Origin of the sequence: Spiroplasma endosymbiont of Thecophora atra, from assembly GCF_964019735.1 — a bacterium.
GTDB lineage: Bacteria > Bacillota_I > Bacilli_A > Mycoplasmatales > VBWQ01 > Spiroplasma_E > Spiroplasma_E ixodetis_A.
The window spans coordinates 1,386,394-1,399,119 of record NZ_OZ026464.1 but is presented as its reverse complement, the minus strand read 5'-3'; the positions used below and the strand labels follow the sequence as shown (position 1 = coordinate 1,399,119).

Sequence of the window (12,726 nt, the reverse complement as noted above, 5' to 3'; positions counted from 1 at the left end):
TTAATGAATGTAATAATTACTTATTATTTCACAATTTGCAATAGCATCTCAAAAATTATTATTTTTTATTTTTCTTTTTAAACCAATAATAAAGAATGTTAATGACAAAATTATAGACACAAAAATTGGAACTACAATTGTAGAAAAGATAACTGCAATTTTTAACCATAATAAAGAATAACTATAAGAATTATGAATAATATAACAACTTCCAAAATTTTTAAGGCAAATATTATTATTGGTTAATATGTAATATCAACTATATTTACTTCATAAAGTAAAACCGTTATATTCATATATTAAAGGTTTTGTATTTTTAAATAAATTATTGTTTTTAACAGTTACTACTTCTTTTCCATGAAATAAACCTAGTAATAATAGTAAAGTAATCACAATTAAAATAGTTAAAACAAATAATAATACAGTTACTAACTGTAATTTTTTAAGTGCTTTAATTTTCATTTTTAAATTCTCCTTAATTTTACTTTATAAGTTTAGCACTTACTAAATTTAATTATAAGTATTTTAGTTGAAATATATTTTAAAAAATAGTAATATAAAGTTACAATTTCATAAAAATCCAAATTATTTCTTGTCTAAAATATAATAAGACTATATAGATTTAATTTATTTCGGATTTTTGACAATATCCCAATTTATATTTTAGATTATAATTTTTTAAAATAAAAACAAAGTTTTTAAAATAAAATTTATAAATTATATTTTTATTTAGTTAATTTTGAACTATAAGAATGTTATTAACAATTAAAAAAATAATTTTTGAATAAATCTTTTATCTTTTTTCGTTATTTTTATTGTTATTTTATTGATTTATAAATTAAAAGGCGTAAAATTTCATATTAGTATATATTTTAAATTATTGAAAATATACGCATTAAAGATAAAGGAGTGTTTTTAGTGGAAAGTAGTAAAAATCTGTTTATTGTTAATCATCCTTTAATACAAGATAAATTAACAAGAATTAGAAATCACTTAACCCAAAAAAAAGATTTCAAAGAGAATTTAAGCGAAATTGCAACGTTAATGGCTTATGAAGTATTTAAAGATATTCCTCTTGATGAAATTGAAGTTGAAACACCCATTACTAAAGTTATTGGTAAAACATTAACCAAGACAATCATTCTTTCTCCGATTTTAAGAGCAGGATTAGGGATGACAAATGGATTTGAGTATGTAGTACCTAATGCAATTATTAGTCATGTTGGTCTTTATCGTGATGAAGAAACTTTAAAACCACAAAAATATTTTTTTAAATATCCTAAAAATATTAAAAATATAAGTGATGCATTAGTATTTATCTTAGATCCAATGCTTGCTACTGGTGGTACTGCTGATGCTGCTATTAAAGAATTAAAAAAAGTAGGTTTTAAAAACATTACTTTAGTTTCCATTGTAGGAGCACCAGTAGCTATTAAGAAAATTAATCATAATCATCCTGATGTTAAGATTTTTTTAGCAGCGTTGGATAAAGAATTAAATGATGATGGTTATATTGTACCTGGATTGGGTGATGCTGGTGATCGAATTTTTGGAACTAAATAAATATTTTAATGGAAAAAATTAGAAATAACCTTTTTCTTTCAATACTTTTTACAATGTTATGCTATTGATTATTAATTAATGTAGGATTAATTATAACTGTTATAATTAATACAAACGATTGGTTATTAATTACTGGATTTAATATTGGTTTTATAGGAAGTATGATTGGGTTATGTTTTTTATATTTATCGTCAAAATGATTAACCAGCGGAATACATTTAAAACAAACCTTAGCATATTTTGGATTCTTATTAAGAATGTTAATTTATGGTTCAATTATAGTTTTGAATATTTTCTTTAATTTTGCTAATATTTTTACTATAATTGCCGGAATGTCAATATTGATGGTTGCTACTATTACTGCAACGTTATGTGTATATCAAAAAAATAACTTAAAAGAAGGAATTTAAATGGAAACTTTAGCTGGATTGGAAAGTTGGAACTATTTACAAATTATGCCACAATTGGTAACAATTTTGATAACAACAGTCTTTATCAGTGTTATTAGTTATATTTATTATTATAAAGTAAAACGAATGAAGCCTGATGAAGATCCAAGAGGTATTGTTTTAGTTGTTGAATTAATAATTAAATCATTTGAAAAAATTGTTGTTGATGTTCTTGGTGTAAAGTATAAAAACCTGACAGTTTATTTGTTATATGTAATGGGTTATATTTTAATTGGTAATTGATTATCGATTATTGGTCTTGAACCACAGTCATCAATGTATACGGTTACTTTATCAATGGCATTAGTTACTTTTATTGGAATATATTATATTGCTATTAAATTTCAGAAACTTTTATTTTTTAAAAAATTTATTATTAACCCTCTAGAATTAATTACTCAATTTGCACCTTTGATTTCTTTATCTTTTCGTTTATTTGGTAATATTTTAGGTGGAAGTATTATTTTGGCAATGCTTTATGGGGTAACTGCTAATATTTGAAGTAATATCCCAATTATTGGTCAGATGAATTTATTAATTGGTGTAATTGGACCATTCTTACATATTTATTTTGATTTATTTGCTGGAAGCATTCAAGCCTTAATTTTTGGCACCTTAACTCTTGTTTATTGGAAGTTACAAATGGAAGAAGGAAGTTCTCATAAGGGAGAACTTACTATTAAATTACCAAAAAAACTTCGTAAACAACAAGCAATAAATCATGAAGAAGAAATTTATACCGAACGTTCAATTATGGAAAAAAAATAAAATACAAAAAGGAGAATTTATTTATTATGGAATTATTAACAACAGTAATGACACATGTCTTTCATTTTTTTAATCATTTAGCAGCTGATCCTAATGGATTGATGAATTTAAAGTTTGTTGGAGCTGGAATTTCAACTATTTCTTGTGCAGGAAGTGGAATTGGTCAAGGTTTTGCTGCTGGTAAAGCTGTTGAAGCGGTTGCTCGTAATCCTGAAGTAGAATCTAAAATTAGAACACAATTTGTTATTGGTGCAGCTATTGCCGAATCAGGTGCTATTTATGGTTTAGTTGTTTCTCTAATTTTAATATTTGTAGCAAAATATTAAAAAGTAGGTGATTTTATGAATTTTAATTTCAATGATTTAGTATCAGGTGATGATATTGTTAATCAATTATTTCCCAATCTTCCTGTTTTTATTGCTCATATTTTTGCAACATTAATTTTATTAATGGTACTTTGAAGATGAGTTTATGCTCCGTTTCGTAAGGCTTTACATTCGCGACATTTAGTAATTAAAGAAAAACTTGATGATGCTGCTTGCAAGCAATCATTAGCTAATCAAGATCGTGGTGAAGCTAGTCAAATATTAAAAGCTGCTAAAATTGAAGCTCAGGAAATTATTGCTAATGCACAAAATGATGGTTACAATAAGCGTAAACAAATTATTGATAAAGCGCAAGAAGAGAGTATGCGTATTACTAATCAATCAAATCGTGATTTAGTTCGTGCTCGTAAAGAGGCAGAAGCAAAGATTAACGAAGAAATCAAAGTAGTAGCATTAGAAGCAGCTAAAAAAATTATTGGTGCTGAAATGAATGCTAAAAAACATGAACAATTAATTACTGATTTTATTAAGAATTTGGAATAGTGGTGAAGTTAAATGATAGATGAAGGATTAGCTAATCAATGAAGTAATGGTCTTTTTCAATTAGCAAGAGAAATAAAAAAAATTACTCAATTTGCTGAAGAAAGTAATAAATTAATTGATATTTTTACTACTTATCCAGAATTTATTGATATTACTAGTAGTAGTAATTTAACTATTGAAACACGTAAACAAATTATTAGTGAAACTTTTAAAAATCATATTGAACCATATATGTTAAATTTTTTCTTTTTGTTGATTGATGAACATCATTTCCAGTGTGTTCGTTTCATTTTAAAAGAATTTCGCAAATTATGTAATGAATATCAAGATGTAAACTATGGCATTATTTATTCAGTAATAGAACTTTCAAACCAACAAATAAATCAAATAAAATTGAAAATTGAGAAAGTCATTAAACATAAGATTAAAGTCGTTAACAAGATTGATAAATCATTAATTGGCGGTATTAAAGTTAAAGTACGGAATCAAGTTTTTGATGGTTCCGTTAAAGGTCAAATTGATCAATTAAAACAAGAATTATTAAGTCATGAATAGAGGTAAAACAAATGTCCTTAAACGTTAATCAAATTTCAGAAATTATAAAAAGCCAAATTAAAAATTATGGTAAAAAAATTAGTGCTAATGAGGAAGGCATTGTTGTTACTGTCGGTGATGGAATTGCGCTAATTCATGGTTTAGATAAGGCTGTTAATGGTGAATTAGTATTTTTTTCTAAAAGTAATATTTATGGTATGGTTTTGAGTTTAGAAGAAACTGCTGTTGGTGTTACTTTAATGGGGGATGACACGGGTATCAAAGAAGGAGATATTGTTAGTAGAACAGGTAATGTTGTTGAAACACCAGTTGGTAATATGCTTTTAGGAAGAGTTGTTAATGCACTAGGGCAAAAGATTGATGGTAAAGGTCCAATTAAAACTACGAAAACTAGACCGATTGAAAGAATAGCGCTGGGTGTGATGACTAGAAAATCTGTATCAGAACCTTTAGCAACAGGATTATTATCAATTGATGCAATGATTCCGATTGGCAAAGGTCAAAGAGAGTTAATAATTGGTGATCGTCAAACTGGAAAAACAACGATTGCTATTGATACTATTATTAATCAAAAGGGTAAAAATGTTTTTTGTGTTTATGTTGCTATTGGTCAAAAGGCCTCAACTGTTGCTCAAATTGTTGATAAATTAACACAATTAGGGGCAATGGAGTATACAACTATTGTTGCTGCTACTGCTAGTGAAGTTGCTCCTTTGCAATATATTGCTCCTTATACAGGAGTAACTATTGCCGAAGAATGAATGGAAGAAGGTAAAGATGTCTTAATTGTTTATGATGATTTGAGTAAACATGCAGTGGCCTATCGTGCTATTTCTTTATTATTAAGACGACCACCAGGAAGAGAAGCTTATCCAGGAGATGTCTTTTATCTTCATTCACGTTTATTAGAACGTGCAGCTAAATTAAATGAAAAACATGGTGGTGGGAGTATTACTGCCTTACCTATTATTGAAACACAAGCCGGTGATATTTCTGCATATATTCCTACTAATGTTATTTCAATTACTGATGGTCAAATTTTTTTAATGTCAGAATTATTTAATGCCGGAATTCGTCCAGCAGTTGATGTGGGTTTATCAGTTTCACGGGTAGGTTCATCAGCACAAATTAAAGCAATAAAACAAGCAGGTGGAACATTAAAATTAGAATTAGCACAATTTCGTGAATTACAAGCTTTTTCACAATTTGGTTCTGATTTAGATGAAAATACTAGAGCTGTTATTGAACATGGTAAACGTGCCATTGAAATTTTAAAACAAAAACAAAATGAACCATTAAATCAAATTGATCAAGCAATTATTTTATTAGCAATTAAAAATAAGGCAATTAAATGATTACCAGTAGAAATGATGGATTCTTTTAAAAAGGAAGTAATAACTTATTTTCAAAAACAACAACGAAAAAGTTATTTAAAATTACAGCAAGATCAAGCGTTTAGTGAAGAGTTACAAGTGAGCATTAGTCAAGGCATTATGCAGGTTGTTTATAATTTGACCAATAAGCTAAATGACTATAATCCTAAAATATATGGTAGTCTTGAAGAATGGGAAACATTAATTAAAACATTCAAATAATGTATTTAGGAAGGTAAGGTGAAATATCATGGCTCAAAGCATGGAACAAATTAGACAAAAAATTAAATCTGTTAATACTAGTTATAAAATTACTAAAGCAATGCAACTAGTATCAACAGCTAAATTAAAAAAAGTAGGTAAAAGAATTGAGATGATTAAACCTTATTATTCTGAAGTTTATGATACATTCAATCAACTAATACCTAAATTAAGTAATTCAATTTATTTAAAAACAAAAGATCAAGTTATTAATAAAACAATATGAGTCGTTTTTAATTCTAATTTAGGATTATGTGGTGGTTTTAATAATAATTTAAATAAATTAGTATTAGAACAATATAAACCACAAGATGAAATAGTTGTTATTGGTAGTAAAGGAGTTTCATACTTTACTAATCATCATTGTAAAATTATGCAATCTTATACTGAAATTAACATTCAATCATCATATAATGATTCGCAAGAGATATCTTTGTTGTTACTTTCTAAGTTTAATAATAAAGAAACTGATGCTATTAAAATTGCATATACAAAATATGTAAATACGGTAACAACAATTCCAACAATTATTGATTTATTGCCAATTGTTTCTATTAAAACTAATCAAGAAAGTAATTTAATTCAAACCGATTTTGAACCAGACGCTAATACTGTTATTAATAGTGCTATTCCTTTATATGTTGGTGCCATTGTTTATGGTGCATTAGTAGAATCACAAGTGTCAGAGCAAGCATTACGAAGATTAGCAATGGAAAATGCTTCAAATAATGCCAAAGAAATGAAAGATAAATTATTAGTAAGTTATAATCGTGCCCGTCAAGGTACTATTACCCAAGAAATTTCAGAAATTATTGGTGGCGCTGATGCCCAATCATCATAATAAAGGAGCAAACTAAAATGAAAAATGCAACTAGTAAAAAACCTATAACAATTAAAGAAAAAAAAGTTAGTGATAAAAATTCTTTAAAAAAGGATAATACTAAAGTTATTGCTAAAGTAAAAGCAAAAGTCACTAAAAAAGTAGTTAATAGCAAAGAAAGTGTTAAAACTAGTAAACAATTACCAACTAAACGAAATATTGGAAAAATTGTTCAAATTTCAGGTCCAGTTATTGATATTCGTTTTAATGATAATAGTTTACCTAATTTAAATAATGCTATTAGTATTGATAATAATGGTCAAAAATTAATTGTTGAAGTTGCAAAACATATTGGTGATGATAGTGTTCGTTGTATTTCAATGGGTCCAACTGAAGGATTACTACGTGGTCTTGAAGCAGTTGATTTAGGAATACCAATTAGTGTTCCTGTTGGTGAAGAAGTTTTGGGTAGACTTTTTAATGTATTGGGTGAAGTCATTGATGATGGTAAAGAACTTAAAACTAAATTAAAATATCCTATTCATCGTACACCTCCTAGTTTTGATGAATTACAATCAAAATCAGAAGTTTTAGAAACAGGAATTAAAGTTATTGATTTATTAGCACCTTATGCTAAAGGTGGAAAAATTGGTTTATTCGGTGGAGCTGGAGTTGGTAAAACAGTTTTAATTCAAGAATTAATTAATAACATAGCTAAAGAACATGGTGGTATTTCTGTCTTTTCAGGAGTTGGCGAAAGAACACGTGAGGGTAATGATTTATATTATGAAATGCAAGAGTCAGGTGTTATTAGTAAAACTGCTTTAGTGTTTGGTCAAATGTCAGAACCACCAGGTGCTAGAATGCGTGTTGCATTAACTGGTTTAACAATTGCTGAATACTTCCGTGATGAAAAACAGCAAGATGTATTATTATTTATTGATAATATATTTCGTTTTACACAAGCTGGTAGTGAAGTATCGGCTTTATTAGGAAGAATGCCTTCAGCAGTAGGATACCAACCAACATTATCGACAGAAATGGGTGCTTTACAGGAACGTATTGTATCAACAACACGTGGTTCTATTACATCTGTACAAGCAGTATATGTACCAGCCGATGATCTAACTGATCCAGCTCCTGCGACAACATTTACTCACTTGGATGCTAAAATTGTTTTAGATCGTAATATTGCTGCTTTAGGGCTTTATCCTGCTGTTCATCCTTTACAATCTTCATCGAGAATGTTAGATCCTGCTATTGTTGGTCAGGAACATTATGATGTTGCACAAAGAGTTATTGAAACAATTCAACGTTTTTCTGAATTAGAACCAATCATTGGTATTTTAGGAATGGATGAGTTGAGTGAAGAAGATAAAAAAATAGTAGCTAGAGCAAGAAGAATTCGTAATTTTTGTTCACAACCATTTCATGTTGCTGAAAAATTTTCGGGTTTAAATGGTATTTATATTCCTATTAGTCAAACTGTTAATAGTTTTAAACAAATTTTAGATGGTGAATGTGATGATTTACCAGAGCAAGCATTTTTATATGTAGGAACTATTGAACAAGCAATTGAAAAGGCAAAGAAATTGAGATAATTGAAGGTGATAGTATGGCATTAAATCTTAAAATTATTACTCCTGATGGTATTTTTTTCGATGGAGAAGTACAGTGAGTTAATGTTAAAACAACTGAAGGCTATGTTGGTATTCTTGAATGGCATACACCTTTGATTGCTAATATTCAAATATCAAAAATGTCATTTAAAATTAAAGAAAAAATTCGTAATTTAACGATTTCTGGTGGACTTTTGGTAACTGATTTACATATGGTTCGTATTATTAGTGATAAAGTTGAATATACATCAATTTTAAAAGAGCAAGAAACAAAGGTATTTGATGAACGTATTAAAAGGGTTAGTGGAGGTTAATAAATATGCATGATTCACATTTAATAAAATGAATAATTGAAATAAGTATTTATCTTTTTAGTTTTATTGCTAGCGGATTTGCTGTAAAAGCAATTCCTTTTAATAAATTTCTTGATCATAAAAGAGTAAAAGAATCATGAATTTTATATATGTTAACAACTTTAGTTTTTACTTATTGTATTGGTACGTTAATTATTAAATTTATTGGTTTAGATATTTGATTTAATTTAAATTAATACTTAAAATTAAAAAAATAAAAATAGTAAGTGTTTTAAAATATTTACTATTTTTTTAATTACAATATACTATTAAAATTTATAGTAGTTATTAATAATATCTATATAGATTATAAAATTTCTCCGAAATTACTATTATAGTAGTAAAAAAATCGTTTTTATTTATTTTATTGTTGTTTTTACTATTATATATATATATAATATTTTTATCTGTATAGAATAAAATTCTCATCTGTATAGAACAATATAGAATGGAGGTGAGAAAATGAGTAAATTTTTTCATAGTAAACAAACATCTCCTGAGGATAAGAAAAATCCTAGTTTTACTTTTAAAGGAACTTTCAATAAATTAGGTGGCAAAATGTTTGGTAAAATGCAAAACTTATCAAGAGCCATTGTTTTACCAATAGCTACATTACCAATAGCTGGTTTATTGTTAGGAATTGGTGGTGGAGTTGCTAGTGCTTTAAAGCAATTGCCTAATCATGATAGTCTTGTTGCTATTATTAATATTTTTTCAATTATGCAATCAGCCGGAAACGTTGTTTTTGCTAATTTAGGATTGATTTTTGCTATTTCTATTGCTTTTGGTTTTGCAAAAGCTAGTAAAGGTGTAGCTGCTCTTTCTGGATTTATTACTTTTATTGTTATGACTTCAGTTATTAGTGGCATGTTTTTTTGAAATCCTAAAACAGGAATGTTGGGGTTTGATCCATGAGGTTTAGGTGAAGGTGCAAAGATTACTCCAGAAAGTGGTAAATCTTCTGGTTTATTTTCTTCTGTCTTAGGATTATTTCCTACGTTTGATACTTCAGTTTTAGGTGGCATTCTTGTTGGTTGATTAGTATCAATTGTTCATAATCATTCATACAATATTCGTATGCCAAGAGTATTAACTTTTTTTGGTGGTGAACGTTTTGTGCCAATTTTAGCTGTTTTTGTTGGAATAGGAATGGGATTAGCTTTTTTCTTTATTTGACCAATGTTATTAATTGCTTTTAGAGAAATTGGTAATGGCTTAGCAGCTGGTATGAATACAGGTCAACTTACTGATGGACAGTTAACTGGTGATAATTTTCATCCGACAGTTGGTGGAGCATTTATTGCAATGTTTTTTGGAATTACTGAGCGTTTATTAATACCAACAGGATTGCATCACGTTCAATATGCGCCTTTCTGATATACTGGAATTGGTGGAAATTGAATTAATGAATCTGGTGATCATTTTGTTGGAGCGTACAATATTTTCTTTGGACAATTTGCTTCTAATGCAGTAGGACACATGAATCAAACATCGGGAACAATGTTTATGAGTGGGCGATTTGCATATATGCAATATGGCTATCCCTTTGCAGCACTTGCTATGTGAATGTTAGCACGACCAGAAAATAAAAAAATGGTTGGTGGTATTTTAGGATCTGCTGCTCTAACTTCTTTCTTAACAGGAGTTACAGAACCATTATTGTTTTCATTCTTATTTGTAGCACCATTATGTTTTGTTTTCCATGCATTTATGGCAGGAATTAGTTTTATGATGGCGTATTTATTAAATATAGTTGTTGGTCAAGGTTTTGCTGCTGGATTTATTGATTTTTCTTTCTTTGGAATATTACCAAGTATTCTTGGTAAAGAAACAGGATTCTATTGAGTATTTGTTACTGGATTAATTATGGCACCTGCTTATTTCTTTGGGTTCTATTACATTATTAAGTGAAGAAATTACAAAACTTTAGGTCGTGAAGAAGGAGAATTAGCAACCAACTTAGCCTTACAAAGTGTTGAAATTTCTTTAGATAAGTCTTCAAAAAAAGGTAGAACAAAAGTAGAAAATTTATTACTTGGACTTGGTGGAGCATTAAATATCATTGATGTTAACGCTAAAGATAAAGTATTAGTTGCAACTTTAAAAGATGCAAATATTTATTCAAAAGCTTTATTAAGATTAAGTGGAACTAAAAATATTAAAGTAATTGCCAATAAAGTTGAAATTACCTATCTTGATGGTGCAGAGTCTATTCATAAAACTTTACAAGCAGAAATGACAAAGAAACAAACATTAACACCTGATACTAATAAAGATAAAAATAATGATATGTTAGAAAATATTTTTAAAGGTCTTGGTGGACGAAGTAATGTTAAATTATTAGACAATTGTGCTACAAGATTGCGTGTTACAGTTTTTGATGAAACTAAAGTTGATGATAATATTTTAAAATCAACTGGTGCGGTTGGTATTTTTAAAAAAGGTACAGCTATTCAGGTAATTTATGGGCCACAAGTAGGTAATATTAAAAATGATTTATTAAAAACTTGAACTCCAAAATAAACTATTACTAAAATATAAAAATGAGCAACTTTTTGAGTTGTTCATTTTTTTAGTTTTAGTTACGGATAATGTTAAAATTATAATATAGGATGGGGGGAAAACTATGTTTTTTGATGAAGAAGAAGAAAAGTTAGAAGAAGCTAGGTATGAAGAAATACAAACAAATATACAAAATTTAACATTAACAATTGATGTTAATATTGTTGTTAAAGATTTATTTAAATATATTAAATTAAAATGTACACAAAAAATTAGAATTATGGATATATTAGCATTGTTTTTATCAATATTTTCAATAATTCTTTCAATATTATTAACTGTTATTGATAAAACTGATCAAAAAATTAGTTTTGAACTTCGAAAATTATTGTATGCGGTAAATATATTTAAAGATTTAACAGTGGTAATGGTATTAGTAATTGCATTATTTATGATTATTTATGAGGTTAAATATTGAATTAAACAAAATAAGCAATTCAAATCTTTTTATGCAGCAAATGCTGATTTTACACCAGAAGAAATTGTTTCGGAACTAATGGATCTTAATAATATTTTTAGTTTCAAGCATTGAAATGAAATTTCATTCCATATTAAATATTATAAAAAATGTAAATCATTTAAACGACATGCAATTTTAATCGCTATTTTGGATTATTATCAATTGCCAATTAATAAATGAAATTTAATGTATTTAAATCAAACAATTAGTTATTTAAATAAAAAACATTTTCATCATATTCTTAGATTATGCATATTTAGTTGTTTAGCAATAATAACGATTATTTTAATGAGTACTTTCCCTTCAATATTTTTAAGATAAAATATTTTATATAGATAGAAAGGTATATATGGAAAAATTTAATGAAGAAATAAAAATATTAACGACAATTTTTATTAATAATGCTAATATCAATACTAAAATTAAACAAGAAAAATTTTTAATTAATAATTTCAAATTTTATGGAATTTTAACTAGTAAACGAAAACCATTAGTAAGATTATTTTTAAATAAATGAAATAAAAATTTATCTTTAATAAGTAAAAAACAGTTATTTGAAACATTATATTTACAAAAAAATCGTGAATTTCAATATACAGCAATGGAATTTTTAAATCTTTGATGAAAGAAAAACTTAAGTTTTAATGACTTAGATTGGCTTTTATCGATAATTAAGCATAATATTTGATGAGATACTACTGATTATTTTGATAATATTATTGGTGTTCTTATATTTAGTAACAATAATATTAGTGTTAGAGATCAATATTTATTTAAGTTAATAAATGATAGTAATTTTTGAATTCAAAGAATAGCAATTCAATCACAATTAATGTTTAAAGAAGATACTGATTTTAATTTATTATTTGCATTAATTAAGCCATTGTTATTAACAACAAATTTTTATCTAATACGTTCTATTGGTTGAGCATTGCGTAATGCTAAACGAGTTAATTCACAAAAAATTAATGATTTTATTAAAATTAACAATGTTAGTAAAAAAATAATTGTTGTTATTAATGAACATTAAAAATAAATGAAGGTTTTATATTAATATTAAAAATAAAATTGCTT

15 protein-coding genes are annotated in these 12,726 nt (G+C 26.9%); 14 read left to right on the top strand and 1 reads right to left on the bottom strand.

Features of this window, described 5'->3' with window-relative positions:
• The gene (locus tag AACL05_RS08030; protein ID WP_338985984.1) at positions 1-462 is read right to left on the bottom strand and encodes a hypothetical protein; all 462 of its coding nucleotides are present in this window, start codon (positions 460-462) and stop codon (positions 1-3) included.
• Positions 463-918: 456 nt separating this feature from the next.
• Here AACL05_RS08030 and upp point away from each other — a divergent pair, with 456 nt between their 5' ends.
• From upp to AACL05_RS07960, 14 genes are all read left to right on the top strand, one after another.
• Complete coding sequence (gene upp, locus AACL05_RS08025) at positions 919-1,563, top strand: uracil phosphoribosyltransferase (protein ID WP_308699596.1); 645 nt, start codon at positions 919-921, stop codon at positions 1,561-1,563.
• Positions 1,564-1,616: 53 nt separating this feature from the next.
• On the top strand, positions 1,617-1,973 hold the full coding sequence (locus tag AACL05_RS08020) for a hypothetical protein (protein ID WP_338961298.1): 357 nt from the start codon (positions 1,617-1,619) through the stop codon (positions 1,971-1,973).
• A complete protein-coding gene (locus AACL05_RS08015; protein WP_338961297.1) occupies positions 1,974-2,780 on the top strand; it encodes a F0F1 ATP synthase subunit A in 807 nt (268 codons plus the stop codon).
• Positions 2,781-2,806: 26 nt separating this feature from the next.
• On the top strand, positions 2,807-3,106 hold the full coding sequence (gene atpE, locus AACL05_RS08010; protein ID WP_338961295.1) for an ATP synthase F0 subunit C: 300 nt from the start codon (positions 2,807-2,809) through the stop codon (positions 3,104-3,106).
• Between the two features lie 15 nt (positions 3,107-3,121).
• Entirely contained in the window at positions 3,122-3,649 is a 528-nt protein-coding gene (gene atpF, locus AACL05_RS08005) for a F0F1 ATP synthase subunit B (RefSeq protein WP_281749184.1), read from the top strand.
• Between the two features lie 12 nt (positions 3,650-3,661).
• A complete protein-coding gene (locus tag AACL05_RS08000; RefSeq protein WP_281749183.1) occupies positions 3,662-4,204 on the top strand; it encodes a F0F1 ATP synthase subunit delta in 543 nt (180 codons plus the stop codon).
• Positions 4,205-4,215: 11 nt separating this feature from the next.
• Positions 4,216-5,799, top strand: a complete 1,584-nt coding sequence (gene atpA, locus AACL05_RS07995; protein WP_338961293.1) for a F0F1 ATP synthase subunit alpha — start codon at positions 4,216-4,218, stop codon at positions 5,797-5,799.
• Between the two features lie 28 nt (positions 5,800-5,827).
• On the top strand, positions 5,828-6,679 hold the full coding sequence (gene atpG / locus AACL05_RS07990) for an ATP synthase F1 subunit gamma (protein ID WP_338961291.1): 852 nt from the start codon (positions 5,828-5,830) through the stop codon (positions 6,677-6,679).
• Positions 6,680-6,696: 17 nt separating this feature from the next.
• The gene (gene atpD / locus AACL05_RS07985) at positions 6,697-8,259 is read left to right on the top strand and encodes a F0F1 ATP synthase subunit beta (protein WP_338985983.1); all 1,563 of its coding nucleotides are present in this window, start codon (positions 6,697-6,699) and stop codon (positions 8,257-8,259) included.
• Between the two features lie 14 nt (positions 8,260-8,273).
• A complete protein-coding gene (locus AACL05_RS07980) occupies positions 8,274-8,591 on the top strand; it encodes a F0F1 ATP synthase subunit epsilon (protein WP_174480958.1) in 318 nt (105 codons plus the stop codon).
• A gap of 5 nt (positions 8,592-8,596) precedes the next feature.
• Positions 8,597-8,827, top strand: a complete 231-nt coding sequence (locus AACL05_RS07975) for a hypothetical protein (protein WP_338961288.1) — start codon at positions 8,597-8,599, stop codon at positions 8,825-8,827.
• A 265-nt stretch (positions 8,828-9,092) separates the two neighbouring features.
• Positions 9,093-11,153 carry a PTS transporter subunit EIIC gene (locus AACL05_RS07970; protein ID WP_338961286.1) on the top strand — a complete coding sequence of 687 codons (2,061 nt, stop codon included), beginning with the start codon at positions 9,093-9,095 and terminating at the stop codon, positions 11,151-11,153.
• A 103-nt stretch (positions 11,154-11,256) separates the two neighbouring features.
• The gene (locus tag AACL05_RS07965; RefSeq protein WP_338985982.1) at positions 11,257-11,973 is read left to right on the top strand and encodes a hypothetical protein; all 717 of its coding nucleotides are present in this window, start codon (positions 11,257-11,259) and stop codon (positions 11,971-11,973) included.
• Between the two features lie 28 nt (positions 11,974-12,001).
• Positions 12,002-12,682, top strand: coding sequence for a DNA alkylation repair protein (locus AACL05_RS07960; RefSeq protein WP_338961282.1), 681 nt, complete (start codon positions 12,002-12,004; stop codon positions 12,680-12,682).
• Positions 12,683-12,726: the final 44 nt, after the last annotated feature.